This is a genomic window from Aquiluna sp. KACHI24 (assembly GCF_025997915.1).
In the GTDB taxonomy this organism is placed as follows: Bacteria; Actinomycetota; Actinomycetes; order Actinomycetales; family Microbacteriaceae; genus Aquiluna.
In genome coordinates, this window is sequence record NZ_AP026677.1 from 749805 (window position 1) to 776554 (window position 26750).

General features: G+C 53.2%; 26 protein-coding genes and 1 tRNA gene. 6 read left to right on the plus strand and 21 right to left on the minus strand.

What is annotated here, in order from left to right; all coding sequences use genetic code 11:
• Window positions 1–13: 13 nt before the first annotated feature.
• The 5 genes from OO713_RS03825 to lepA are packed head-to-tail and all read right to left on the minus strand — an operon-like array spanning window position 14 to window position 5862.
• Complete coding sequence (locus OO713_RS03825) at window positions 14–700, minus strand: RsmE family RNA methyltransferase (protein ID WP_264784753.1); 687 nt, start codon at window positions 698–700, stop codon at window positions 14–16.
• Window positions 700–1749 carry a molecular chaperone DnaJ gene (gene dnaJ / locus OO713_RS03830; protein WP_264784755.1) on the minus strand — a complete coding sequence of 350 codons (1050 nt, stop codon included), beginning with the start codon at window positions 1747–1749 and terminating at the stop codon, window positions 700–702. The genes OO713_RS03825 and dnaJ overlap by 1 nt, the downstream gene beginning before the upstream one ends.
• Window positions 1746–2771 carry a heat-inducible transcriptional repressor HrcA gene (gene hrcA / locus OO713_RS03835; RefSeq protein WP_264784757.1) on the minus strand — a complete coding sequence of 342 codons (1026 nt, stop codon included), beginning with the start codon at window positions 2769–2771 and terminating at the stop codon, window positions 1746–1748. Before hrcA ends, dnaJ begins: the two co-directional genes overlap by 4 nt.
• Before the next feature lie 34 nt (window positions 2772–2805).
• Window positions 2806–4008: a radical SAM family heme chaperone HemW gene (hemW, locus tag OO713_RS03840; protein ID WP_264784759.1), complete on the minus strand. Its 1203-nt coding sequence runs from the start codon at window positions 4006–4008 to the stop codon at window positions 2806–2808.
• Complete coding sequence (lepA, locus tag OO713_RS03845; protein ID WP_264784760.1) at window positions 4009–5862, minus strand: translation elongation factor 4; 1854 nt, start codon at window positions 5860–5862, stop codon at window positions 4009–4011.
• A gap of 134 nt (window positions 5863–5996) precedes the next feature.
• Between lepA and rpsT the strand changes: the two genes are divergently transcribed.
• A complete protein-coding gene (rpsT, locus tag OO713_RS03850; RefSeq protein WP_264784761.1) occupies window positions 5997–6254 on the plus strand; it encodes a 30S ribosomal protein S20 in 258 nt (85 codons plus the stop codon).
• A gap of 42 nt (window positions 6255–6296) precedes the next feature.
• Here the strand turns inward: rpsT and holA are convergent, their stop codons facing one another.
• The 5 genes from holA to pabB all read right to left on the minus strand — a co-directional run bounded on the left by holA (window position 6297) and on the right by pabB (window position 13466).
• On the minus strand, window positions 6297–7253 hold the full coding sequence (holA, locus tag OO713_RS03855; protein ID WP_264784762.1) for a DNA polymerase III subunit delta: 957 nt from the start codon (window positions 7251–7253) through the stop codon (window positions 6297–6299).
• A complete protein-coding gene (locus OO713_RS03860) occupies window positions 7250–9079 on the minus strand; it encodes a ComEC/Rec2 family competence protein (RefSeq protein ID WP_264784764.1) in 1830 nt (609 codons plus the stop codon). Before OO713_RS03860 ends, holA begins: the two co-directional genes overlap by 4 nt.
• Complete coding sequence (locus OO713_RS03865; protein ID WP_264784766.1) at window positions 9076–9645, minus strand: ComEA family DNA-binding protein; 570 nt, start codon at window positions 9643–9645, stop codon at window positions 9076–9078. The genes OO713_RS03860 and OO713_RS03865 overlap by 4 nt, the downstream gene beginning before the upstream one ends.
• Before the next feature lie 63 nt (window positions 9646–9708).
• Window positions 9709–12174 (minus strand): leucine--tRNA ligase, encoded by a 2466-nt coding sequence (leuS, locus tag OO713_RS03870; RefSeq protein WP_264784767.1) that lies wholly within the window; start codon window positions 12172–12174, stop codon window positions 9709–9711.
• 32 nt (window positions 12175–12206) lie between these two features.
• Complete coding sequence (gene pabB / locus OO713_RS03875) at window positions 12207–13466, minus strand: aminodeoxychorismate synthase component I (protein ID WP_264784769.1); 1260 nt, start codon at window positions 13464–13466, stop codon at window positions 12207–12209.
• Window positions 13467–13499: 33 nt separating this feature from the next.
• Here pabB and OO713_RS03880 point away from each other — a divergent pair, with 33 nt between their 5' ends.
• From OO713_RS03880 to dnaE, 4 genes are all read left to right on the plus strand, one after another.
• Window positions 13500–14270, plus strand: coding sequence for an aminotransferase class IV (locus OO713_RS03880; RefSeq protein ID WP_264784770.1), 771 nt, complete (start codon window positions 13500–13502; stop codon window positions 14268–14270).
• 66 nt (window positions 14271–14336) lie between these two features.
• Complete coding sequence (locus OO713_RS03885; RefSeq protein ID WP_264784772.1) at window positions 14337–15014, plus strand: SOS response-associated peptidase; 678 nt, start codon at window positions 14337–14339, stop codon at window positions 15012–15014.
• A gap of 70 nt (window positions 15015–15084) precedes the next feature.
• Window positions 15085–15366 carry a hypothetical protein gene (locus OO713_RS03890; protein ID WP_264784774.1) on the plus strand — a complete coding sequence of 94 codons (282 nt, stop codon included), beginning with the start codon at window positions 15085–15087 and terminating at the stop codon, window positions 15364–15366.
• 1 nt (window position 15367) lies between these two features.
• Entirely contained in the window at window positions 15368–18571 is a 3204-nt protein-coding gene (gene dnaE, locus OO713_RS03895) for a DNA polymerase III subunit alpha (protein ID WP_264784775.1), read from the plus strand.
• Here the strand turns inward: dnaE and OO713_RS03900 are convergent.
• Genes OO713_RS03900 through OO713_RS03910 form a run of 3 tightly spaced genes read right to left on the minus strand, consistent with a single transcriptional unit; the run spans window position 18568 to window position 20897 of the window.
• Complete coding sequence (locus tag OO713_RS03900; protein ID WP_264784776.1) at window positions 18568–19314, minus strand: Bax inhibitor-1/YccA family protein; 747 nt, start codon at window positions 19312–19314, stop codon at window positions 18568–18570. The two genes, dnaE and OO713_RS03900, sit on opposite strands and share 4 nt — an antisense overlap.
• A gap of 32 nt (window positions 19315–19346) precedes the next feature.
• A complete protein-coding gene (locus tag OO713_RS03905; RefSeq protein ID WP_264784777.1) occupies window positions 19347–19958 on the minus strand; it encodes an alpha/beta hydrolase in 612 nt (203 codons plus the stop codon).
• On the minus strand, window positions 19959–20897 hold the full coding sequence (locus OO713_RS03910) for a ring-cleaving dioxygenase (protein ID WP_264784779.1): 939 nt from the start codon (window positions 20895–20897) through the stop codon (window positions 19959–19961). It abuts the gene before it with no gap.
• Window positions 20898–20957: 60 nt separating this feature from the next.
• Between OO713_RS03910 and OO713_RS03915 the strand changes: the two genes are divergently transcribed.
• Window positions 20958–21191, plus strand: a complete 234-nt coding sequence (locus tag OO713_RS03915; protein WP_264784781.1) for a DUF167 domain-containing protein — start codon at window positions 20958–20960, stop codon at window positions 21189–21191.
• Here the strand turns inward: OO713_RS03915 and OO713_RS03920 are convergent.
• From OO713_RS03920 to obgE, 8 genes are all read right to left on the minus strand, one after another.
• A tRNA-Ala gene (locus OO713_RS03920) sits at window positions 21170–21245 on the minus strand. The two genes, OO713_RS03915 and OO713_RS03920, sit on opposite strands and share 22 nt — an antisense overlap.
• Before the next feature lie 23 nt (window positions 21246–21268).
• Window positions 21269–21625, minus strand: coding sequence for a ribosome silencing factor (rsfS, locus tag OO713_RS03925; RefSeq protein ID WP_264784783.1), 357 nt, complete (start codon window positions 21623–21625; stop codon window positions 21269–21271).
• The gene (locus OO713_RS03930) at window positions 21626–22420 is read right to left on the minus strand and encodes a hypothetical protein (protein ID WP_264784785.1); all 795 of its coding nucleotides are present in this window, start codon (window positions 22418–22420) and stop codon (window positions 21626–21628) included.
• Window positions 22417–23010, minus strand: coding sequence for a nicotinate-nucleotide adenylyltransferase (gene nadD, locus OO713_RS03935; protein ID WP_264784786.1), 594 nt, complete (start codon window positions 23008–23010; stop codon window positions 22417–22419). Before nadD ends, OO713_RS03930 begins: the two co-directional genes overlap by 4 nt.
• Before the next feature lie 7 nt (window positions 23011–23017).
• Window positions 23018–23197: a hypothetical protein gene (locus OO713_RS03940; RefSeq protein ID WP_264784788.1), complete on the minus strand. Its 180-nt coding sequence runs from the start codon at window positions 23195–23197 to the stop codon at window positions 23018–23020.
• 27 nt (window positions 23198–23224) lie between these two features.
• The gene (locus OO713_RS03945; RefSeq protein WP_264784790.1) at window positions 23225–24469 is read right to left on the minus strand and encodes a glutamate-5-semialdehyde dehydrogenase; all 1245 of its coding nucleotides are present in this window, start codon (window positions 24467–24469) and stop codon (window positions 23225–23227) included.
• A 9-nt stretch (window positions 24470–24478) separates the two neighbouring features.
• Window positions 24479–25255 carry a glutamate 5-kinase gene (proB, locus tag OO713_RS03950; RefSeq protein WP_264784791.1) on the minus strand — a complete coding sequence of 259 codons (777 nt, stop codon included), beginning with the start codon at window positions 25253–25255 and terminating at the stop codon, window positions 24479–24481.
• Entirely contained in the window at window positions 25242–26735 is a 1494-nt protein-coding gene (obgE, locus tag OO713_RS03955) for a GTPase ObgE (RefSeq protein ID WP_264784793.1), read from the minus strand. The genes proB and obgE overlap by 14 nt, the downstream gene beginning before the upstream one ends.
• Window positions 26736–26750: the final 15 nt, after the last annotated feature.

Here is a 26750-nt window from a genome sequence, read left to right on the forward strand (position 1 = left end):
CTCCAACTTCATACTACGAGCGAAACTCGCCGTGAAGCTGCTGCAGGGCAGCAATTGCCGCGGGTCCGGCGCTCGAGGCGCGTAGGACACCTTGACCAAGACGAACTGTTAGGAATCCGTTTGATTTCATGGTGTCAAGCTCGTCCTGAGTGATTCCGCCCTCTGGACCGACAACAAGTGTGTAGTGGTCAGCAGCCGCCACCTGATTCAGCGTCAGTGTCGCTCTGGGGTTGAGAACCAAACCAATTCCTCGGGGCCTGAGCTGCTTAGTCGTTGCTAGCGGTAGCACTTCAGGAAGCCACGGCCGTTGAGATTGCTTCATTGATTCGATCGCGATTGCCTGCCAGCGTTCTCTGTTTCGCTCCGCCTTGGCATCCCAACGAACAATAGAGCGACCAGCCTGCCACGGGATGATTTCAGTGGCACCAAGCTCGACCGAAGCTTGCAGGGCCAGTTCATCGCGATCTGATTTAGCAAGAGCCTGCACCAAAGTGAAACCAACACTGGGTGGAACGGCGATTGTGTGCTGCTCAACAGAGGTTACGTCCCCTGACTCAGACTGCACTTGCCAGCTTGAGCCCCTGCCATCAGTCACGACGAATTTTTCCGCATCGGTGATACGAAGTGAAGTGAGGTGACGTTTGGTCTCCTGGGAAAGAGCTCGCAGTGCGGCAAAATCTGGCTCATAAAACCAGTGCATCAGAAGCGACCCCGCGATCGCCTCGAGCCAAGCCTAGGTGAATCATTTTTGAACATCCCCCTGAGCTCGGCAAGCAGTTTTCGCTGCTTTGAGTCCAATCTCGAGGGCGTGAGGATCTTGATCTCCAGCCGTAGATCCCCACGGCCCTTGCTGCGAAGTCGGGCGGAACCAAGACCTCGCAACAAAATGATGTCGCCATGCTGAGCACCGGCTTCGATGCTTACCTTGCGCTCCCCATCAAAGGTCTCCACCATTACCTCGCAGCCAAGTGCGGCATCGGTCATTGGCACTTCGAGGGTGGCCACCAAATCATCGCCCTCTCTGGCGAATACTGGGTCCGGCCGCACTGAGATCTCTAGATAGATGTCGCCGTTCGACCCACCAGCGAATCCGACTTCGCCCTGCCCAGGTAGGTGAAGGCGCAAGCCATCAGAAACGCCCGCCGGGATTTCAAGTTCGAGATCTCGTCTGGCGCGCACTCTTCCTTGTCCGCGACAGCTTGGGCATGGGTCTGGGATAACTTCTCCAGTGCCACGGCATGATCCACATGGAGCACTGGTGACCATGGTTCCCATAAAGGACTGGACCTGGCGCTGGATCTGCCCCGAGCCTCTACAAACATCGCAGGTTTTGATGCCCGTGCCCGGCTTGCAGCAAGATCCATTGCACGTATCACAAAGAACCGCGGTGTCGATAGTCAGTGTCTTTTGAACCCCAAAAACACTCTCTCGTAGATCTAGGTCGACTCTAAGCAGCGCGTCTTGACCACGCTGTGCCCTGGAGCGCGGGCCGCGGGGTGAACCACCAAAGAAAGATTCAAAGATGTCCCCCAGTCCAAAACCTGCAGCACCACCGCGGTCATAATCAGCACGCGCGTTTGGGTCAGATAGCACCTCGTAGGCATGGGTCACCAATTTGAAACGCTCGGATGCCTGCGGGTCCGGATTGACATCTGGGTGCAACTCTCGCGCGAGCCTGCGGTAAGCCTTTTTTATCTCGTCCTGGCTGGCATCGCGACCGACACCTAGGGCTTCGTAATGGTCGCTCATTGATTACCTTCCAAGATTTGAGATAAGTAGCGAGCAATCGCTCTGACAGCTGCGATGTTCCCCGAATAGTCCATGCGGGTAGGGCCCATAACTCCGAGGCGTGCGACCTCAGTCCCAGCACTTTGGTAGCCGCTGACCACCAGGGAAGCGTGACTGATTCCCTCAAACCCAATCTCAGAACCGATGCGCAAAGCAACACCATTTTGATCTGCTTGCAGCTCGTTGATCAGCCTGAGCAGTACAACCTGTTCCTCAATGGCATCGAGGACGCTTGAAAGTTCACCAGAAAAATCCTCGCCCTGCCTAACCAGGTTCGCAGACCCTGAGACCACCAACTTTTCTTGGCGGTTCGCATCTACCAAGGATTGCAAAGCAGTGACGGCCTGAACAACAAATGCACGTCTTTCGGGGGCGAATTCATCAGCCAGGAGGTTCAATCGGCTTTCAACATCGGACAGCGCAGATGCGACCAACATTCCATTGAGTCGACCACGCAGGTCCTGCACCAGCGCCTCATCAACCTCGGTCTGCGCATCCAACTGCAGCTGCTGAATCCGACCGGAATCGGTAATCAGCATCAAGAGAACCTTCGTAGGAGCGAGCTGAATTAGCTCTACGTGCCGAACACTCGATTTGCCCAATGACGGATACTGCACCAGGGCAAGGGTGTTAGTAAGACTTGCCAGCTGCCTCGCAGCGCGCTCAACGACATCATCAATGTCGTTGGCCTCTGATAAGAACCTCTCCATCGCAGATCGCTCCGCCTGCGAAAGTGGCTTTACCTCGCCTAACCGATCGACAAATAGCCGGTATCCCTTTTCAGTTGGAATACGGCCCGAAGATGTGTGAGGTGCCTTGATGAGCTCTTCTTCTTCTAGAAGCGCCATGTCATTTCGAATCGTTGCCGCGGACACTCCGAGCGGGTGTCGATCCAAAAGCGCTTTTGAGCCGACGGGTTGGTTCGAGTAGATGAAGTCCTGGACGATAGCCCGAAGCACCTCTAAAGAACGCTCTGGAATCATTTGGCACTCACCTACCTTGAGTGCCAATTCTAAATCAAGCCTTGATGGAACTCACTAGGTCCAAAGCAATGCCGTCAACTAAAAGTCGACCCTTCTTAGTCACATAGATGCGGTTGTGCTCCATGGTGAGCTTTCCCTCGGCGAGATATTTCGCGACCACCGAAGCAGAAACCTCAGCCCTTGAGAGAACACTCCGATCCAAACCTTCACTGGTGCGAAGCTGGAGCATGATGCTCTCGGTTAGGTGCGTCAGTTCGTCAATCTGTTCGTGGCCTATTGCCGGTGACCCTGTCTTGAGAGCTTGCTGGTAGGCAGCTGGGTGCTTACGATTCCAGAACCGATTCCCATTTATGTGTGAGTGTGCTCCTGGGCCAAATCCCCACCAATTCTTTGAACTCCAATACGCCTGGTTGTGTACCGATGGATTCCCCCAGTTCGATACCTCGTACCACCGAAGTCCCGCTGCCTCAAACATTTGATCTGCCAATGAGTGCTTCTGGGCGTTGAGGTCTTCATCCACATCAGCCAGTAGACCTCTACGAATTTTAGTTGCCAGCTTTGTTCCCTCTTCAACTATCAACGAATAGGCGGAAATGTGCTCGGTGCCAAGGGCAATAGCGGCATCCAAAGTTGCCGTCCAGGATTCAATGCTCTCCCCTGGCGCACCATAGATCAGGTCAATGCTGGTTCTCAGCCCAAGATCCTTGGCATAACTAACCAGAGGAGAAAGAAGCTCTGGCCTGTGGGTTCGGTCCAAGACACTAAGCACCTCTGGATCAAAACTCTGGGCTCCAAAGCTAATCCGGTTCACCCCGGCCGAAACGAGCTGCTCAAGCAACTCGAGTGAGGTGCTCTCTGGGTTCGCCTCGAGCGTGATCTCAGCGTCTTTCGCCAACCCAAATTTCGAACTGAGCTGGTTGAGAATTCTATGAATCTGCTCCCCTGCCATTAGTGAGGGGGTTCCGCCACCAAAAAAAACTGAACTCAGTTGGCGAGGGACTATCTCCGATTCGCTAAGCACGTTGGCCGCAAATTCGATTTCAGAAATAAGCGCTGAATCAAAATCTGATCTAGATACCTCACCGAGCTCGGACGCGGTATAGGTATTGAAATCGCAGTAACCGCATCTGACCTCGCAGAAAGGGATGTGGACATAGGCATGAAATGAATCCGGCTCCCGCAAAGTGGCAAGCCTGTTTGACTCAGGCCAGGGATTACCCTCTGGAAGCGCGCCCAACTACTTCTTCTTTTCGCCCTTGCCCTCATCAGAGGAGAGCGCTGCAATGAAGGCCTCTTGAGGAACCTCGACGCGACCGACCATCTTCATGCGCTTTTTACCCTCTTTTTGCTTCTCGAGTAGCTTGCGCTTTCTGGTGATGTCACCGCCGTAACACTTTGCCAAAACATCTTTACGAATGGCTCTGATGGTCTCACGTGCAATGATCCTTGAGCCAACGGCCGCTTGGATGGGTACCTCAAATTGCTGTCTAGGAATCAGCTCGCGGAGCTTGGCCGCAATCTTGGTGCCGTGGGCATAGGCCTTGTCTTTGTGCACAATCGAGCTAAAGGCATCGACCTTTTCACCCTGGAGTAATAAATCAACCTTGACTAGATCACCTGCGGCGTAGCCGTTGTCCTCGTAATCTAGCGAGGCATAACCCTGCGTCTTGCTCTTTAGTTGATCAAAAAAGTCAAAAACAATCTCAGCAAGCGGAAGGTTGTATCGAAGCTGCACGCGATCCTCGCCGAAGTACTGCATGTCAATCATCGAACCGCGCCTGGTTTGACAAAGCTCCATGATTGTTCCGACGTAATCCTTAGGGGCAAGGATTGTCGCCTTGACCATTGGTTCACGGACCTCTTTGATCTTGCCCTCAGGAAACTCAGATGGGTTGGTGACTATGAACTCGCTGTGATCTTCCCGGGTGACCTCGTAAACCACAGAGGGTGAAGTCGCAATCAGCGAAAGGTTGAACTCTCGCTCTAGTCGCTCAGTGATGATTTCAAGATGAAGGAGCCCGAGGAAGCCACAGCGGAATCCAAATCCCAAAGCGGCTGAGGTCTCGGGTTCGTATACCAGTGAGGCATCGGAGAGTCGGAGCTTGTCCAGCGCCTCACGCAGGTTTGGATAGTCACTGCCATCAATTGGGTAGATGCCGGAGAAAACCATCGGCTTGGGGTCCGCATAACCTTTCAGCGCAGTTGAAGCCGGCTTGAGTTTTGAAGTTACGGTGTCACCGACCTTGGACTGGCGAACATCCTTCACTCCTGTGATCAGGTAACCAACCTCGCCAACACCCAGACCCGCCGAAACGACTGGCTCGGGCGAGATAACACCGATTTCGAGGAGTTCGTGGTTGGCCTTTGTGCTCATCATGGTGATTTGTTCGCGAGGAGTCAGTTGGCCGTCGACCATACGGACATAGGTGACGACACCGCGGTAAGAGTCGTAAACCGAGTCGAAAATCATGGCTCGCGCAGGAGCGTTCGGGTCTCCAACAGGAGCCGGGACACGCTTGATGATCAAATCCAGCAGTTCAGAGACGCCAGCACCGGTTTTGCCAGAAACCCTTAGGCAATCGGCAGGATCACCGCCAATTAGGTTGGCTAGCTCCTCGGCGTATTTCTCTGGCTGGGCTGCAGGAAGGTCAATCTTGTTCAGAACCGGGATGATTTCGAGGTCATTCTCCAGCGCGAGATATAGGTTCGCCAGCGTCTGCGCCTCGATACCTTGTGCGGCGTCAACGAGCAGGACCGCTCCCTCACAGGCGGCCAGCGATCTGGACACCTCGTATGTGAAGTCGACGTGTCCAGGGGTGTCAATCATGTTCAGCGCGTAGGTGGTGCCGTCGAGCTCCCATGGCAAACGCACCGCCTGAGACTTGATAGTGATTCCGCGCTCTCGTTCGATGTCCATGCGGTCTAGGTATTGGTCGCGCATCTGGCGTTCGTTGACGATTCCAGTTAGCTGTAGCATGCGGTCAGCGAGGGTTGACTTGCCGTGGTCGATGTGGGCGATGATGCAAAAGTTCCTGATCTGCGCAGGGTTTGTCTGGCTTGGAACCAGCGCCTTCAGGGCCTTCGGTGACAATGCAATACCTCAAAATTTGGATGGGAACTGAGTTATTCTCGCACGGTGCTTGCCCATAAGTGGCCAAACTGATAGAGTTTGGCTTTGTCTTTGGGGTTTACCCAGAAAAAGTTTTTCGCCACAGAAAGTGAAACATGGCAAACATTAAGTCGAACATCAAGCGCATCGGCACCAACCGCAAGGCTGAGGAGCGCAACAAGGCGGTTCGTTCCGAGCTGAAGACTGCCATCCGCGCTGCTCGCGAGGCAGTTGCTAGCGGCGACAAGGCTGCAGCCGAGACTGCGCTTCGCACCGCAACCCGTAAGCTTGACAAAGCCGTTTCCAAGGGCGTAATCCACAAGAACCAGGCTGCAAACCGTAAGAGCGCTATCGCTACCAAGGTTGCCAAGTAACTCAGAATTAATGTGAAAAGGGCCGGTTCTCCGGCCCTTTTTCTATTTTGCCTGACTCATGGCCAGGATCAGTTTCTCCACTGAGTAGTCCGGCTCTCTCGAAGCACCCTTTACGTCGGCATCTGTCTGGGCAGCCAGATCAACCAAACCAATCAACCCCTGCTCCGAAAAGCCGGACAGTTCTTTGCGAGCCTTATCAAGTTGCCATGGAGCCATACCAATAGCCGCACTTTGACTTTTCGGATCGTTGAATAATTTGGCAAGGATTCTTACTCGAGCCACCAAAGCAGCGACTAACGCGACATTATCTACTCCGGTGGCAGAGCCGTGTCGGTAGAGACGAATCGCTTCCGCCGCATTCCCTGATAGCGCTGCATCAGTGATTTTGAACGCGTTGGTTTCTACTCGACCCTGGAACACTTGATTTACGGAATCAATGCCAATGGTTGTTGCCCCTGAAGCACATAGCTGCGAGCACGCCGCTGCCAGCTCCCCTAAGTCTGTGCTGAATGCCTGCAGCAATGCTCTAGAAGCATCGGAGGTTATCTTCACCCCGAAAGCTGCACACTCTTGAGTTATGAAGCTGAGCTTGTCGCTGTCTCGCTTGATTTCATCACAGACAACATTGAGAGCGCGCGAAGCCAGTGAGGTCTTGATCTTTCCGGCGTGTCCAACCAGGTTTGGAAGTCGGACTGCGACGAAGCAGTTCTCCACCTGATCATCGAGATACTTCGTCAGATCTTCAAGCAGGGCCTCGTGCGATCCGGTGATGATTATCAATCGCGGTTCATTGAATAGTGATGGCGCAGCAAGATTCAAAAGATCCGAGGGGGTGTAACTGCCTTCGTCAATCTCATGAATTTCCAAGTCGGCATAATGCTCACGTAGCTTTTGCTTCAAATCTCGAATCACACGAGTAGCCAAGTACGTTTCAGGGCCGGAAACGATTACCAAGGGTGCGGGTTCAACCTGGTTCCAAGAAACAGTCTTACCACTCATGACGCTAGCTTACCCGCGGTGGCAATTTGCAACTCCGAGGCAAAGTCAATACCCACCGCCCCATCTAGGTCGGTTCGCAAGTTGATCGCCCCTAGTTCTGCGGTGAGCTTGAGTGCTGATTTGGTTGGGTGACCGTAGGTGTTTCCAAGCCCGACAGAAAAGATCGCGACCTGGGGTCTGAACGCCGCATACAGCGCTGAGAACTGATCCCCTGCCCCATGGTGGGCAACCTTCACCACTCGATACTTCCGAGCATCTATAAGGGGCAGCAATATCGGCAGCAAGCTTCTCTGGGCTGACTCTGGAGCATCAGCCAGAGCGAGGACCTGATATTTCGCGCAATCAAGCAAGGTCGTGACTGATGCATCGTTACTGGAAGCGGCTGACTGTGGGTCCTTTGGACCCAACACCATCAGCGAGCAATTCCCCAGTTTGGCCCTCCCGCCGGCGACCGCCTCTTGCACAGAAGCACCGCTTCGAGCCAGAAAGTCCTCAACCACCCCGACTAATGGTCGATCATCTTCGTAACCGGAAATCAGGACATGGCTGATACTGACCTTTTCAAGACCACTTATGCCCCCGACATGATCAGCGTCAAAATGAGTAAGAACCAGAAGGTCAACTTTCGAAATCCCAGCATTACCTAGACATTTCTGAATCAACTCGGGCTCCCTGCCAACATCTATCAAGGCCGTCCTGCCACCATCGCGAATCAAGATGGCGTCACCTTGACCCACATCGCAAGCTAGAACTTTCCAGTCTTGATTCGCGACGTCAGATCGAACCAGATCCCCCGCGGATAAAGCTGAAAGTAAGGCGAAGTCAAGAACCAAAAAGCCGACTGAGAAAACTCTCGCTTTCTCTTTGAACGTGATTGTGGCGATAACGCCGAGCACAAGACCCCAAATCAGTAACTGTCCCTCGAAAGCAAAATTGAGATGAAGGCGAGTCACCTCTTGAGCGGAGAGCCTTTGGGAAATCCAGAGAATCCACTGAGTTCCAATTGTTGCCAACCAGGTTGAAAAATGTGACAGTGCGGGGCTGATGGGTGTCACTAGCACGGCCAGAATTCCCAAAACAGTAACCGGTGCTACGACGGGTTCAACCAATAGATTCGCCAGAATCGCGAATATGGGGAATCCGGGTTGGATCATCAGTATCACTGGCAAGGTAAAGATCTGGGCTGCAAGCCCCGCTCCAAGGGCAAGTGCTAGCGGTCTGGGAAGAAATCCAATCCGATCGGCAAGCGGGCGAGCCCCGAGTAGTAGTCCGAGGGTGGCGAGCACGCTCAGTGCAAATCCAAGGTCAAATGCGAGTGATTGATCGATCATCAATAGCACGGCTACGGCTATAGCCAAGGCATGAATGGCATTTGAACCCCGACCCAAGGCCAGAGCGATAAGAACAGCCAAGGCCATAGCGCCAGCTCTTAGCACCGATGACTCTGGTCCAACCAGCAACACATATCCAAGCATTGCCGATCCCGAAAGCACGAATCTGAGCCAGCGTGGAGCGGAGAGTGCACCAAGTAGAAACCAGATTGCTCCCATGACGATTGCCAAATTGGCACCGCTCACCGCTACCAGGTGAGTAAGTGACACCTCACGCATTTGGTCTTTTGCGACCTCTGAAAGCAGTTCACGCTCCCCGATTGCCAACCCTGCAACCAGTGCCTCAGGGTCCGACACGCTCCCCAGCGATCCAAGGAATGCGCTTTTCAGGTCAGATATTTCTCTGACTGTGGGGAAATGCAGCGCAAGTGATGAAGCGGGTTCCTCGAAGAGCAAGAGGATCCCCAGCCACAGGGCAACTGCAAATGCAATCACAGAGTCACTAGGTCTTTTATTTTGGCAAACATCTTCTCCCCGATGCCGCTGACCTCTCGAAGCTCACGAACATCAGAGAACGACCCGGCAGACTCGCGATATTCGATAATCCGTCCGGCCAGAGCTGGGCCCACTCCCGGCAGGGTATCTAAATCCTCAACACTGGCCCGATTGAGCGAAACCAGTCCCCCGCCAGCGGAAGATGATTGAAATTGATCTTCGGAGGCAATAATGACCTGCTCTCCATCCGAGAGGTTTCTGGCCATATTGACCGAGGACTGCACTGCATCTTGGGTAAATCCCCCCGCCACCTCGATGGCATCGGAAACCCTTGCTCCAAGATTCAGCTCGTAGAGCCCAGGCTCTTTAACCTCACCAACCACATGCACGAAGATGCTGCCGGAGAATTCAATCTCCTCGGCAGTTGAAGTGACCTCTGGTTTTCCAGCCCCTGCCTGCTGGTTCAAGAGCAAATACAAAACCAGGAGCGACCCAAAACCCGCAATCAAAAGCTTCCTTCTTGATTGCGGATCAAGCCCTAGAAGCCAACTTTTTAGTCTTTGCATCAAGCAATTGAGCCATGATGCCCCAGGGCTTATAGCTCTGAGCGGGAGACTGTGGTCAAGTAACTACTTTGTCGCGATGTTGACAAGCTTTGGAGCACGAACAATAACGGCAGCCAGTTCCTTCTCGCCAATTGCTCGCTTGACCAACTCGGAGTTCAAGGCAAGCTCTCGAAGTTCTTCCTCGGTAATCGAGACGCTTACTTCAAACTTGTCTCGAAGTTTGCCATCAACCTGAGCGATCGCGACGATGGTGTCCTTCACTAGAAGAGATTCGTCAACTTTTCTTAGCCCGGCGAGTGCGACTGCGGGTTCGTGTCCAAGCAGACGCCACATGTCCTCTGCGGTGTAGGGAGCAAACAGCGAGAGCGCTTTGGCAAGCTCCTCCGCACCCTCTCTTACGGCTGGATCCGCGCCTCCAACACCGGAATCAATGGCCTTTCGCAACACGTTTGTGAGCTCCATGACCTTGGCGACTCCAACATTGAATTTGAAAGCCTCAATTGACTCTGTGAAGTCCTTCAGGAACGAATGGGTAGCTGCGCGGATGGTTCTATCCCCAGTTGAAACATTCACATCTTTTGATGAGCTCACATCCTGAGCAATTCGCCAAGCTCTCGCCAAGAATTTTGCACTTGCGGCTGGAGAAACATCCGCCCAGTCAATGTCATCCTCTGGTGGTCCGGCAAATGCCATCGTGAGTCGAATTGCGTCGACTCCATGTTCATCAAGCTGCTCGGAAAGTCGCACCAGGTTGCCACGCGATTTGCTCATCGCGGAGCCATTCATCAAGACCATGCCCTGGTTCAGAAGCTTCGTGAATGGCTCATCGAAATCAACCATGCCCATGTCATGAAGAACCTTGGTGAAGAAACGTGCATAGAGCAGGTGCAGAATTGCGTGTGTGACACCACCGACATACTGGTCAACGGGCGCCCACTTCTTGGCCTCTTCGACGTCGAAGGCAAACTCTTCAGAGTTTGGGTTCAGGTAACGAAGGAAGTACCAACTGGAGTCCACAAAGGTATCCATGGTGTCGCTGTCACGACGCGCAGGCCCTGCGCATTTTGGACACGGAACATTTACCCACTCTGTCGCCGCACCAAGTGGGGATGTGCCCTTTGGTGACAGGTCTAATCCCTCGGAACTTGGTAGCTCAACCGGCAGCTGGTCCTGTGGCACAGGTACCTCGCCACAACTTGGGCAGTGGATGATAGGAATTGGTGTGCCCCAATAACGCTGGCGCGAGATCAACCAATCGCGCAGACGGAAGTTCTTGGCTGCCTCTCCGGTGCCGCGCTCGGTAAGAATTTCGATTGCCTTGGCGATGGCCTGCTCCTTGTTGAGGCCATTCAACTCTCCCGAGTTGACAAGGACTCCATCACCAGAGGTGGCGACTCGGGAGATTTCCGGATTCTCATTTTCAGTCTGAAGCACCATGCGGACATCAATGCCCAAAGCGTTGGCGAATGCCATGTCGCGCTCGTCGTGGGCTGGAACTCCCATGATTGCGCCAGTACCGTAGTCCGCCAAGACATAGTCAGAGGCATAGATCGGGAGCTTTTCGCCATTCAGCGGGTTGATCGCATAGCGCTCGAGCTTGACGCCTGTCTTTGGCCTGTCGGTTGCAAGTCGCTCAATATCGTTGGACTGCTTTACCTTTTCGAGGTAGCTGACAAACTCCATTCGAACGTGTGCTGGAGAATCAACCACAAGCTCACTGGCCAGGTCAGAATCTGCGGCCACAACCATGAAGGTTGCGCCGTAGAGAGTGTCGGGGCGAGTGGTGAATACCTCAATCTCACGTTTCGAATCAGCGATGGCAAAGCGAACATTGGCACCAACCGATCGGTTGATCCAATTGCGCTGCATGGTCAGCACCTTTGCTGGCCAGTTGCCCTCAAGCTTGTCCAGGTCATCCAGTAGTCGATCTGCGTAGTCGGTGACCTTGAAATACCACTGAGTGAGGGCCTTTTTGGTTACCTGAGAGTCGCATCGCTCGCAGAGCCCCTGCACGACCTGCTCGTTGGCCAACACCGTTTGGCAAGATGGGCACCAGTTCACATTTGAGTTCTTGCGATAGGCCAAGCCACGCTTGTAGAACTCTAGGAACAACCACTGGTTCCAGCGGTAGTAAATCGGGTCACAAGTTTGCAGCACTCTCGTCCAGTCAAAGCTGCAGGCATAGCGGCGCATCGAGGCCTTTTGCTGAGCAATGTTCTCGTAGGTCCAACCCCGCGGATCAAGGCCACGCTTGATAGCAGCATTCTCCGCTGGCAAACCGAAGGCATCCCAGCCAATCGGGTGCAAAACGTTGTAACCCTTTTGAATCCAGTAGCGAGAAATTACATCGCCTAGTGCGTAGGCCTCAGCGTGACCCATGTGAAGGTCGCCCGATGGGTAAGGGAACATGTCCAACACATACTTGCGTGGCCTGGAATCATCCGGTTTAGACGAGTCGAACGGCTGGAGCTGGTCCCAGACCGGCAGCCATCGCTCTTGAATTGCGGAGAAACTGTACTCTTCGTGCAAGCTAAACACCCTTAGATTTCAACCCGTAAAGGTTACCAATCCACGCTTGCAGATAGCGCGCTAACCAACGCATTGGCTTTTAGCTGAATCTCACGATGCTCGGCCTCTGGGATTGAATCAGAAGTGATTCCGCCTCCAATTCCAATGCTCACCTCATCGCCGTCAAATATTGCCGTCCTGATTACCATGCCCAGGTCCATGCTGCCGTCTTTGCCAATCCAACCAATGCCTCCGGAGTAGTCACCTCGAGGTGTGCTCTCCAGCTCCTCAATAATCTCCATGGCCCTTAGCTTGGGCGCTCCAGTCATCGAACCACCAGGGAAAAGTGCCTTCAGTGCATCGAAACCATTGAGGCCATCGCGCAATTCGCCAGACACATCTGATACCAGTTGGTGCACCGTTGAGTAGGTCCGGATTGCCAATAGGGATTCGACCGTGACCGAACTTGGCTCACAAACCGATGCGATGTCGTTGCGAATCAAGTCGACGATCATTAGGTTCTCAGCACGCTCCTTGGGATCGGCTGCCAGTTCCGATATCAAGGCCAGATCTTCTAAATGATCTACGCCCCGTCTTCGAGTTCCCTTTATGGGTGAACTGAGCACCCTGGAGCCGTGAACCTCAATCAATCGCTCCGGTGAAATAGAGACATAACTCTTGCCATTAACCCTCAGAAAAGCGGCGTAGGGGGCCGAGTGCTGCTTGCGCAGTCGAAGGAAATAACTCAGCGGATCACCCGAGTAGAGACCGCGCAGCCTTGTCGTTAGACAAAGTTGGTAAACATCGCCCCTAGCGATGAACTCCTGCGCCTTTGAGATCTTGTCCAGATAGTGCGTCGAAGCGTCATCAGCGGTCAATTTAGGGGCCGTTGCAGCCGGGAACTCGAGCTCATAGCTTGATGAGTTGCCACCTACTAATGCGAGGCGAAGAAGAGCGGCGTGATACCAGGCATTGAATTCCTCGGTTGAGCAGTCCCCAACAAAGTGAAGCATCTTGGTCGAGTGCTCATAGACGATGGCTCGATCCACGCGCAGAAAATGACCCCTGAGCTCATTTTGCAAATAGCTCAGTACACCAACCAGGTATGGCCGAAATGGGACTGCAGGCTGAGCGTCATATTCACCTAAATACTCTGCGTCCGAAACCGGAACTCCGGCACCAATCACCGAAAATCCACTGGTTGGGTGGTGGGATCGATCTAGCCAAAAAACGTTGTCAGAGTTACCAAAGAAGGAAACGAAGACGTCAGGAAGTGAGCTCCAGCCACGCAGCGAACTTACTAACAGTGGCATTTGCACCCCTTCCAATTCCGTAGTCTAGATGCGATGAGCGTTAACGGAGATTTCTACCGATTCGATTCCGATCGGTTCGTGAAAGTTGACTACGCCATCGCCGAGCAGCTCACAGTTGCAGACAGTTTTCTCGTAGAAAACGGTTCAGTCCGCGCTATCCAGAAACATTTTGATCGGTTTCAATCAAGCATCCACAGTCCCGTGGAAATCAACTTTGAAGCCTTCGCCAAGGCCGTAGTAGAGATACTGCCACTTGAAGGCTCCTGGTTTCCAAGACTTGAATACCGTGAATTCCAGCCCATCGGCGAGCAGTTATTTCTCAGGCTCAGGGAGGCTCCGGAGCGAACCGAAACATTGACCCTTTGGAGCTTGGATGAGAGTGACCCAAGAGTATCCCCTGGCATCAAGGGTCCAGATCTCTCAGCCTGTCAAAAGCTCCGCCGCAAAGCTAATCTTCACGGCGCCGATGAGGCCGTGATACTTAGTGATGAGGGTTACATCGCCGACGGCGCGCTGAGTTCGATCATGTGGTGGGAGGGCGAGGTGCTTTGCGCTCCAGACGACTCGACCAATTGGCTACCAAGCATCACCAGAGAGCTGGTCCTGGAGATCGCTCAGCAGGCCGGCTTTGAGATTCAGCTGAAGAGATCTCGTCCAGAGGATCTTGCTGGCTGTGAGGTTTGGTCTCTCAGTGCCCTGCAGGGGATCAGAGCCGCTACTGCCTGGCAGGACGTAGCAATTTCACAACCCAAACGCCATCAAAGCTTTAGAAAGCGCCTATCCCTAATCGCTGAAAAGCTTTAGCGAAGGCAGCGCTGCCGCTTGGTTTTTTCCACTTTGAATAGTTGTATGTAGTTTTGTGGCCGGTACGTGATTGCTAAAGAGCGCGACGAACTCAGTGAGTTTTATCAAGCAAGCTTTCCACTTGATTTTGAGACTGTCAGCTACAACATTGCGCCCACGAATCTCGTGCCAATAGTTGTTGAACGAGAGATCGACTCAGTCCCCTCCAGAGAGATTCACCCAGCTCGATTTGGTCTAATTCCAGCTTGGGCAAAGGATGTTGGCAATACCCCGCTTTTCAACGCGAGAATCGAGACCGTTTTAGAGAAGCCAAGTTTCAAAGACTCTGCCTTGAAAAAGCGCTGCGTGATTCCAGCCTCGGGCTACTTCGAGTGGGATAAGGATAAAAACCCACTGTTTGTATACGCCGAGCCGTTTATCTCTTTTGCCGGAATCTATTCATTTTGGCGCGACCCCTCCAAGGCGGCCACCGACCCATCACGTTGGGTGCTGAGCTGTTCGATTCTCACCAAGACAGCATCGCCAGCCCTGAGCGAGATTCACGATCGTTCTCCGGTTTTCCTATCAGAAGACGGCATTGAAGCGTGGATATCCCCTGACTACGAGACCACCGACGAACTACTTATGGCGCTTGGTCAAGAGTCTGATTTGGTAGCTGAAGAGCTGAGCTATCACTTGGTCTCAAAAGAGGTTGGAAACGTTAGAAATAATCACCCGGGGCTAATTGCTGAAATCGCATTTTGAAAATGTCGGTGGCTCACCATAAACTCTGATTATTCGAACATTTGTTCGAATAATTGAAGGGCTTGGGGCTATGCAAACAGAAACACTCGCTGGGGTTTTACTTGATTCCGATGGCGCTCCCCTGTCCTTTCAGTATCGATCTAAGAGCTGCCTGGTTTGCTCAAAACCAGTTCGCTGGTACTCCAGGAAGCTGTGGTGGGAATTTGCTGGCTCTGCCGCAAAGGGTAACGGTCAAGCAATCCTCGAAGTTGAGATGTGGCGACTCTGGGCGACCGATGGTGAAAATCGCATGTTCTTTGAGCTCAGACACCAGATCCCAGAGGATGCTTGGGAAATAACCGAGGTTTCCTAGCGTGTTCACGCACCTAAACGTCAGCTCGGCATACTCGGCACACTACGGAGTAACTCAGCCAGCACAATTAGCTAAGGCCGCCAAGGCCCTGGGCTTTGATGCGCTTGCGGTGACAGATAGAGACGGTCTCTATGGAGCCGTAAAGCACATCGGAAACTGCATCAAAGAGGGTTTGGCGCCGATTGTTGGCGTGAATCTAGAAGTAGCCGAACTGGGCCGTGTAAAAATCCTGGCAACCGGCAATAACCAAGGTGCCGGCTGGAGTGCGCTCTGCAGACTGGTGTCTGCAGCCCATCAAAAACCAAAGCGTGCCGGCGTCTCGCTGAGCCTTGAACAGCTGGCTCAACTTTCGAAACACTGCATCGTTTTAGTTGGTCACGATTCAACCCTCGCTCAAAAGGTACTCAGCGATAAATCTCAAGCAATGCAGCTGCTTGAAAAGTTGCTAAGCACTCTAGATTCGAGGCGATTGGTTATTGAGGTGGTGAATCAGCTCACCGAACCAGGTGATCTGTATTCGACCGAGCACGCTAGGGCAATGTTGCAAATTGCAGTTGGCTTCAAGCTCAGGGCGGCGCTAACCAATGCGGTTCGATACCTGGAACCAGACGATTGCGTGACCGCGGATGTACTGGATTCTGCTCGTGAACTTGAGCCCCTAGGGATTTTCACGCTGCAACCCAATGCACAGGCTTGGCTCAAGCCCCAAACTCAAATGGTTGCACTAGCTCTAGAGACCACTGAGGACCCAAATCTTGCAAAGTGGTTATTGGCTAACACTCGCGAGGTGGCAGAAAACTGCTTTTTAGACCCGGTAAAAGATTGCGGTTGGGGTGAACCCAAAACCCCTGAGCAAAGCGCGTTGGGGATATCGGGAAACCCCTTTGAGGTACTTTGGCAAAAGAGCCACTCGGCCATCCCCTGGCGCTATCCAAACGCCAAGGCTTCTGAGTTGGCAACCATTCAGCATCGGCTCTCAAAAGAACTGATAGCTATCAACCAGCTCGGCTTCTCAACCTACTTTCTCACCGTTGCCGATGTCGCACAGATGATTCGAGATATGCGAATTCGAATTGCCGCCAGGGGTTCCGGTGCAGGTTCGCTAGTGAACTACCTGCTTGGCATCTCAGGGGTTGATCCGATATCTGAAGGCCTATTGTTCGAACGCTTTTTATCGACCGAACGCAGCACGTTACCCGATATCGACATCGATGTTGAGTCCGCTCGTAGGCACGATATCTACCGTGCGATATTCAGGCGCTACGGGGGCAATCGAGTAACCCTACTCTCAATGCAATCAAGCTATCGCGGTCGCGGTGCACTGAGAGATTCTGGAATGGCACTAGGACTTGCAGATGAGGACATAGATCAGATTGCTAAAAGCATGTGGCGTTTTTCGGCTAGAAACTTCAGAACTGAAATGGGTCAAAAACCTGAGTTGAGTGATTTCTCCGAACGTGCCAGCCACGATCGAAAACTGAACCTCTTGGTTGATATAACTCAGCGACTTGATCGGCTACCTAGATTCATATCGATGCACCCGTGTGGGGTGATTCTTGGAAACTCGAAACTTCTAGACCTAACTCCAACCGAACCAAGCGGCCTGGGTTTACCCATGAGTCAGTTTGATAAAGATGACATGGATCCGATGGGCTTTCTAAAACTCGATGTACTCGGGGTCAGAATGCAAAGCTCTATGGCCTACACGGTCTCTGAAATATCTAGAGTCAGAGGCAAAGAGTTTGATTTAGATGCGGTTCCAAAAGACGACCCCGATGTCTATAAGTTGATTCGAACTACTAACACCTTGGGCATCTTCCAAATTGAGAGCCCTGGACAACGGGAGTTGACCGGCAAGCACCAACCCACCAAGTTCAATGATCTGACAATGCAGATATCGCTTTTCAGACCGGGTCCGATGAAGGGGAACATGATCTCCCCATACCTTGATGGCAGACATGGCTTTATTGAGCCGGACTATATCCATAAGGATCTCAGGCCCATTCTCGAAGAGAGCTATGGAGTGGTGGTTTTTCACGAGCAGCTGATGCGAATCATGCAGACCATGACCGGCTGCACCCTGGCGCGTGCAGATGAGCTACGAAGAGGATTGGCAAAGCCTGATAAACAAAAGAGGGCCGAAGAGTTTTTCAAAGCCTCGGCAAAAGCCCGGGGCTATAGCAATCAGGTGATCGATCGGGTTTGGTCGATCATCGAAGGCTTTGGTTCGTTTGGTTTTTGCAAAGCCCACGGCGCTGCATTTGCAGTCCCTACCTACCAGTCCGCCTATCTCAAGACCCACTTCCCCACCGAATTCATAGCTGGGTTGCTAACCCATGATCCAGGTATGTACCCAAAGCGCTTGATAGTCACTGAGGCTAGAAGACTAGGCGTTGAACTTTTGCCAATAGATGTGAATGTCTCTACCAGGCAGTACCGAGTTGAGCAGACTAAAAATGGGCTGGCGGTCCGAATGGCGATCACCGAGATTGCTGGCATGTCGGAGGCGGAGAAGGATCGAGTGGTTGCCGAACAACCATTTACCGATCTAGCTGATTTCTATATCCGCGCAAGGCCTTCAAGGAGAACCATTGAGAGATTGGCACTAATTGGGGCACTTGACTCGCTTGCCAAAATCGAAAGCTCCCAATCAATAGATCGTCGCGGTGACCTATTGATGGCGGTTAGGCAGATAAGTGCTAAGCCCGCTCCAAAACAAGATCCAAATCAACTGGGCTTTGACTTCAAAAACATTCAGGTGCTCCCCACTGGAAACCAAGGAATCACCAAAACTCAGCAGATCAACAACGAGCTTGCAGTAACTGGGCTAGATCTTTCGCAGCATCAACTTGAACAGTTCCAAGAGATGCTTGATCAAATGGGGGTTGTAAAGGCCGCAGAGCTAGTCGGACTAAGAGGAAATACCGATGTATTGGTTGCCGGCGTCAGAGTGGCCACCCAAACCCCTCCAATGCGATCTGGCAAACGAGTGGTATTTATCAGTTTGGATGATGGCACCGGGTGCGCTGACGCTACCTTTTTCGATGAGGCGCAACGACGCTGTGCTGGCCTGCTATTTCAAAATCGATTGCTCCTGATATCAGGAAAGACCCGCCGCACCGGGGTGCGGGGGGTCTCAATCCTGGCCGAAAATGCCTGGGATCTCAGGCAACTTTGGCAGCAGTATTCATCAAAGGCGAGCTAGTCCTGAGAATTGAAGATCGCAAGCAACCGAATGATCTCGACGTAGAGCCAGATCAGCGAAGCGGTCAGGCCGAAAGCGGCTCGCCACTCCATCTCCTTGGGCCAACGGTTTGCAGCACCCTCACGAATGGCCTCAAAATCGAGATTCAGGGTAAATGCGGCTAAACCAACACCAACCAAAGCGATTAGCCAGCCGAAGGATGAAGAGTAGGCACTCATGCCTGCGAAAACCGCAAAGCCCAAGTTCACCAGCGCGAAGACCGAGTAACCAATCAGCGCAAACATCATGATTCGGGTGAAGCGAGCATCAACCTTTACCCAACCCATGCGGTAAGCAGCAAACATTGCACCTGCGGTGGCAAGGGTGGAAACAACTGCAGTCTGAGCAATACCTGGATACATGCCCTCTAAGACACCGCTTAGAGCACCGACGAAGACACCCTGAACTAGTGCGTAGGCATAGTACAGACCAGGAATTACCTTCTTAGAGAAAGTTGCCCAAAGCCCAAGACCAAGACCTACAAGCATTGCTGGGAACATCAGACCAAAAGCACCAGTGAACCAGGTAGCACCCGCGCCGAGAACTACCAATGCGAAGAGTCCCAGCACCTTAGAAGCAGTGCCCTCGATTGTCATCGGAGCGGCGGTGATGTTCTGAAACTCAGAGTCGACCTGTTGCTGGTTGAGTGAGTCAATACCTGACTGCAGAGATTGGTTGAAAACCGGGTTGTGGGAGATTGCCACTTTCGTCCTTTCGATTAGAACTTTTGGCGAGTCTAAACCAGCTCGCTGGAAATTTCCTTCAAGTGTGCTGGGGATATCTGATGCCCGCCCGGATGGCGCAACCAGCTCACATTCGCACCGTTTCTACCTAGCCAAGTGACCCATTCATCACTCACCGACACCGGAGCATAAGGATCGAGATCACCGTTGGCGAGCCACACTCGCTTCCCCACCAAGTCAACCGGTTGAGGATTTTGATAAGGCCTGGTGGACCCAAATAGCACCGCTGCGGAGAGCAGCTCTGGATGCTTTAGCAAAAGAGCAGAGGCCGTGTTTGCACCGTTACTGAACCCCGCAGCAACCATCTCGAGCCCGGACAGGTGATAATGCTCAATCGCCACCGCGATGAAATCAGCCAGCTCCGACACCGCTTCGTCGATAGATGCCTCGTTAAAGCTGCCGTCCTGATAGCGCTCAAAAAAGCGGTTCATCCCGGCCTCTAAATACATTCCCCTCGGGGAAAGCAGGTGAGCATTTGGGTCTAGCGCCTTACCCAAACGCAATAGGTCATGCTCGTCTCCCCCGGTGCCGTGCAACAGCAGCAAGACTCGGCTTGAAGAGCCAGGTTGGTAAACGTGTGGTCTAGAGAGATCGCGGTTTGACATCTAGTCCAGCCTAATAGGGGGTAGAGAGGCCTCGATCTGCTCACGATTCGGCTCTAGCCAAGGTGGCAACTTCAACTTACGTCCTAACTCCAGAAGCGGCTCATCAACAGCAAAACCAGGGTCATCGGTAGCAATCTCGAACAAAACACCACCTGGCTCGCGGAAGTAAATGCTCTTGAAATACTGGCGATCCAAAATTTGTGTCACCTGGACACCGCGACTGAGAAGCTCCTGCTGCCAAAGCTCCATGGTTGGAAGGTCCGGAGCACTAAACGCAACGTGGTGGACGGTGCCACCAGCTTGGAGGCCTCGATCCTGGACTCCACCGAGAACTTCAACGCGCGCACCAGAGTAACCCTCTCCCATTGCAAAGTTTGCTCGGTCCGAAGACTCAGAAGCCAAAGACATACCCAGTAGGTTCTCAAGCATTCCGGCGGTTGGCTCAACCTGGCGCTGAGACAGCTCCACAGCGTGAAGTCCCCTCACTGCAAATTCCGCCGGGATCGCACCTACCCCGTCCCAACCTGAGCGCTTGTCGTCCTTTACTCCGACAAGCTGCAATCGCATGCCATCGAAATCCCGAAGTTCGATCAGCTCGTTGCCGGATGAATCCTTTGACCAAGACCAGTCGATACGAAGGGATTGCAAATGTTTCGACCAAAATGCCAGCGACTCCTGAGGGACCGAGAATGAGGTTGCGGTTGTGAGACCAGCACCGCTTTTTCCCTTGGCAACTCCCGGCCACGGGAAGAATGTCAGAATCGAAGTCGGTGAACCCTGCTCGTCACCGTAGTAAAGGTGCCAGACATTCGGAGCGTCGAAGTTGACGGTCTGCTTCACAAGGCGCAACCCCAGCACCTTGGTATAGAAATCGACATTTTTCTGGGGGTCAGATGCGATTGCAGTCACGTGGTGAATGCCGGCTGGATTTATGGTCATTTGTACTCCTTCGCTTAAGTAAAGACCCCTAGACAAAATTCTATTCCCTAGAGTGTGGGTGTGCGCATTTCGGTTCGAGTAAAGCCCGGCTCTAAGTCTGGCGATCGGGTCGTAGCGAACGATCCATACCTTGACGTATTTCTCAAGGAAAAGCCGATCGACGGCAAGGCGAACGAGGCTTTGGTTAGGTTACTCAGGGAACACTTCGGCACTGCGCCCGACGGCGTAAGAATAATCAGTGGCTTTGGATCGAGGATAAAAATCGTCGAAATTGGTGGACCTGAGGGGACTTGAACCCCTGACCCCCTGCATGCCATGCAGGTGCGCTACCAGCTGCGCCACAGGCCCAAAGACGTGACAATCTTACACAGTTAATTGCTCAGCGGAACAACTGGGCAATCCCGCCACAGTCTCTCCAGGGAGTAATACTCGCGTTCCTGCTCATTCATGACATGAACTACCAGGTCACCAAAGTCGAGAAGAATCCAACGAGCGGCGGCTAAACCCTCTCGATACTTGGCCTTGACGCCCATTTCCTGCAGCTTCTCCTCAACTGCATCAGAGATCGCTGCTGCCTGGCGCTCGTTTTTGGCAGAAAGGATTAGGAAGACATCGGCGAGTGCAAAGGGTTCGCTGACATCCAGTGCAACTGGATTTTCAGCCAACTTTTCCTCAGCGGCGGCCGCTGCAGCCTGGGTAATTTCGATGGAGTATTTGGAAGCAGTCAATTAGTTCCCCAGTGCAGAGATGATGGTGATGGCGGCGTAGATGGTGACGATTACCAGGACTCCTCCGAGCCCGGCAAGGGCCCATGGTTGCCACCAGCCCTTTTTCAAAACTGCCTCTGGGACAACGCCAAGTGATGCACGTTGGTTGATTACCTCGATCGCACTAATTGGCTCAACGATGGAAATAACCCCGGTGACCGCATCCATGGTGTCAATTTGATCCAACTCGATTCCATCAAGTCCTGCAGTGTTGGCTCCAGTGATGGGCTCGGCGATGATCTCAATCGAACCGGAAGATGAAGTAGAAATTTCACCGGTCTCCAGCGGAATCGCGATCGCCTCTGGAGCAATGTCCAAAATGATCGATTGGGTACTTGGTTCAGCCAAAAGATTTGAGCCAGTGAAATCGGCAACCGGCTCCTCGATCGAATGATCGGGCTCCAAGACGGGCATTTCAACATCTGGGATTACCACAGTCGGCGTCGGATTTGTTGTCGCTGGCACTACAGGGGTGGAGGTAGGGGTTTGACCCTGCTCTTCTAGCAACCTTCGCTCACGTCGAGAAAGCAGTGGTTGTGGAGTTGGCTGGGTCTGGTAACTATCAGCTTCCGGCTCTGACGCCTGAATCACAACGGGAGCTTCGATAACCTCTGGCTCGACTGGGACGTCGACCACAACTTCCTCAACAACCTCCACCTCGGAGGTCGTTGCAGTTTCAACTACAGGATTGGATGTCGGAATTAGCCCTGCACGCTCGGCTTCACGGCGCTCACGACGCGTCATGAACTGAGTCATTGCGCCTCCTTATAAAGCCCGTGTTTACCGATGTATTGAACCACGCCATCAGGAACTAGGTACCAAATCGGCTTCGTCTGCGGAACTCTATCGCGAATGTCACTCGAAGAGATTGCTAGCGCCGGGATTTCCAACACCGAGATTGAACCCGCTGGAGCCTGTGGCAGCTCTAAACGATGTCCAGGGCGAGTCACTGCTACAAAATGCGCCAGCGACCAGACTCGATCAATTTCTTTCCAGTTCAAAATCTGCAGAACCGCGTCTGCTCCGGAGATGAAGAACAGCTCCGCATCTGGATACTCGGTCTTTAGGTCGGTAAGGGTATCAACCGTGTAAGTGACACCGGGACGATCGATGTCGACTCGCGAAACGCGGAACCTGGGGTTTGCCGCGGTCGCAATGACACTCATTAGATAGCGATGCTCGGCAGCCGTAACGGTCTTCTTGTGCCAAGGCTGACCGGTGGGAACGAAGATGACCTCATCAAGGTCGAATGCCGAAGCGACCTCGCTTGCGGCTACTAAGTGGCCATTGTGAATCGGGTCAAAGGTTCCACCCATGACGCCAATTCTTGGCCTACGAATAGTCATTGGCTACTTAGTGGTGAGCGGAGTTGCTTGCCTTGTGGGAGTGACGGTTGGCAACGTTGCGGTAGGACCAGGTAATGAAACCCAATACTAGGAATGCGCCCATTGCGATGACGCCATACATGATTGGCTCCATCGGAATCTCAGTGTGGCGAATGATTGCCTCGCCAGAGCTTAGAAATGAAAACATGAGAACTCCTCGTAATCTCTCATTAGTCTAGCTACGGACCTGGCCATCGCCGCGAACCAACCACTTTGTACTGGTCAATACCTCAAGCCCCATCGGTCCACGAGCATGTAGCTTCTGGGTTGAAATCCCGACCTCCGCACCAAATCCAAATTCTCCACCGTCGGTGAAGCGCGTCGAAGAATTCACCATGACAACCGCCGCGTCAACTTCTGACAAGAAGCGTTCCGCTGAGCCAATGTCTTCGGTCAAGATCGACTCAGTGTGCTTGGTCGAATACCTTGCGATGTGATCAAGTGCTTGATCCAAGTCAGCTACGACCCGAACTGCCAATTCAAGGGCAAGATACTCGGTCTTCCAGTCTTCCTCGGTTGCGAGCTCGGAACCAGGAATCAGACCTTTTGCCTCGGCGTCGGCGTGCACCCTGACTCCACCCTTAGCAAGACCGTTCGCAAGCTTTGGCAGTAATTCGCCGGCGACCTTTTGGTTTACCAAAAGGGTCTCGAGTGAGTTGCAAACTGAGGGGCGCTGAATCTTCGAGTTCAAGATGATTGGAACGGCCTTATCAAGATCCGCGGACTCATCAACGTAAATGTGCACTACGCCATCACCAGTTTCGATAACCGGGACCTTGGATTCTTGAACCACTGTCTGAATTAGGTTCGCACTGCCTCGTGGAATCAGCACGTCGACTAGGCCTCGTGCAGTCATGATGGCCTTAGCACCATCGCGACCGAAAGCATCAACGGTCTGAATCGCAGCCGAAGCGAAGCCATGCTGCTCGAGGGCTGATTTCACAAGTCCGATCAGTACCTTGTTCGTATTCTCCGCAGCGCTGCCGCCACGAAGCACCAGTGCGTTGCCGGATTTGATGGCAAGCGCTGCAATGTCAATCGTCACATTTGGCCTGGCTTCATAAATCATGCCGACGACACCAAACGGAACACGCACTTGAGAAATCTTGAGACCGTTAGCCAGGGTCTTGCCGCTTACTACTCCCCCAACCGGATCTGGCAGGGCGACTATGTCCAGGACCGCTTTAGCCAGAGCTTCGATCCGTGCATCGGTGAGCCTGAGTCGGTCTTGCAAACCCAGAGCCATGCCGCCTTCAATGCCGTTCGTGAGGTCAACGCTGTTCGCGGCGATGATCTCTTTCGAGTTGACTTTCAGTAGCTCAGCTAGAGTCAGCAACACAGCATTCTTCTGGCTAGTACTCGCCCGATTCAACGGTCCAGATGCATTCTTGGCTGACTGAATTAGCTCTAAAGCTGACATAAGAGAATCCTAGGCTTTTGGTTCAAACCAGGTGTGAGTGTGAGGTTTGGTATCCAGGTCAACAGCGTTCTTTGTCGCAGTCAAAATGACACCGGTGCCAGATGCAGTTGCCAACCTGGCTGCCGCAACCTTGGTGAGCGCACCACCAGTTCCATAGCCAGTAGAAGATCCTTCGATTTCAACCCCATCCAGGCTGCCATCAAAAGGCACCACCGAGATTGGCTCCGCCCCCGGCTGAGTGGGTGGCTTGGTGAAGAGCGCTTCGATGTCGCTGAACAAAATTAGAAGATCTGCCTGGACTAGCGCTGCAACCTGTGCAGCGAGCTGGTCGTTGTCTCCGAAGCGAATTTCCTGGGTGGCCACCGAGTCGTTCTCGTTGATAATCGGTAACACGTCAAGCTCGATCAAGCGTTCGAGGGCACCCAGGGCATTTGCCGCAGAGGTTGCGTCGCTGAGGTTATCCACTGTCAGAAGAACCTGACCAGGGAGCTTGCCATAGCGTGCAAGCGATGCCTCATAACGAGACATCAGTCTGGCTTGACCAATACTTGCCAGCGCCTGTGATGTTGCGAGATCCTCTGGCTTTGCACTGAGGCCAATGATTGGTGATGCCGTCGCGATTGCTCCAGAACTTACGAGAATGACTTCCTTGTCCTGCATCAATCTCACTGCAAGGTCAACAATCAAATCGAGCTGCTTCTCATTTTCACCGGTGATCGAAGAGGACCCAACCTTGATGACGACACGCTTCGCGCTAGAGATTCTGGAGACGTTATTCAATTTCATCCTCCACGAACACGCTCGACTCTCGCACCGCCTCGCGCTCGGCACGGCCGCGAGCTCTGGCATCCATCATGTCGTAGTACTCCTGACGACGCTGCTGGTTAGTTCTTCGGGCATTGCCATCCAGTGGATCAACACCATCAGCCAATTCGGCAACCGATGACACAAGCGGATCCCAGTCGAATACGACACCATCACCCTCACCGATAATCACGGTCGAACCCCTGCGGGCACCTGACTTGTAGAGTGCATCCTCAACACCGAGCTTCTGCAAACGCTCTGATAGGTAGCTGACAGCATCCGCGTTACCAAACATGGTTTGAGCAACCCATCGCTCTGGCTTTGCTCCGATGATACGGAATACGGGCTCGCCACCAATCTCCTCTGGCCTGATAACAAAGCCGGAATCTTTCTGCTTCTGCGGTAGCAGTGAGAAGCGCTTTTGACCGGCAGGAATCTGGGTCTTGCGCTCCTCGGTAACCAGCTTCGCTAGGGCGAAGTTGAGCTCTCTTAGTCCCTCGGTGGTTGCTGAGCTAACGAGAAACACCGGATAACCGAGCGCCTCAAAGTCTGCCTTCACAAACTCGGCTAGCTCTTTAGCATCGGGCACATCAACCTTGTTCAAGGCAATCAGCTGTGGGCGCTCGTGCAGTGGAGTCTGACCCGCTGGCACCTCATAGGCCTCAAGCTCACCAAGAATCACCTTCAGATCAGACAACGGGTCACGACCTGGCTCCAGGGTTGCACAGTCAATGACGTGAAGGAGTGCACTGCAGCGCTCCACGTGACGAAGAAACTCGAGGCCAAGCCCCTTACCCTGGCTGGCACCCTCAATCAGACCCGGGACGTCCGCAATGGTGTAGCGCATTTGACCAGCCTGAACCACACCCAAGTTTGGATGCAGGGTCGTGAATGGGTAGTCCGCAATCTTGGGTCTGGCAGCGCTCATCGCCGCAATCAATGAAGACTTACCGGCAGATGGAAATCCAACTAACGCCACATCAGCAACGGTCTTGAGCTCTAGGGTCACATCCCCAGACCAACCCGGCACACCTAAAAGGTGAAACGCGGGCGCAATTCTCTTTCTGGAGGCTAAAGCTGCGTTACCTAGGCCACCTGAGCCACCCTCGGCGACCAAAAGCTCCATACCTGGCTCGGCAAGGTCAGCCAGCACATTGCCGCGGTGATCTTTGACAACAGTGCCGATGGGAACCGGCAGGTACAGATCCTCACCGCGGGCACCATTTCGGTAGTCACCAGCTCCGCTTCCGCCAGATTCGGCAGCACGGTGGGGACGGTGGTGATAATCCAGCAGAGTGGTGACGTTTGGATCTGTGACCAGATAGATCGAGCCACCATCGCCACCGTCAGCACCATCAGGACCTGCCAGCGGTTTGTACTTTTCACGACGGATTGAGGTGCAGCCATCGCCACCGTTACCGGCCTTCAGGTGAAGTGTCACCTGATCGACGAATGTAACCACAACTATCTCCTAAAC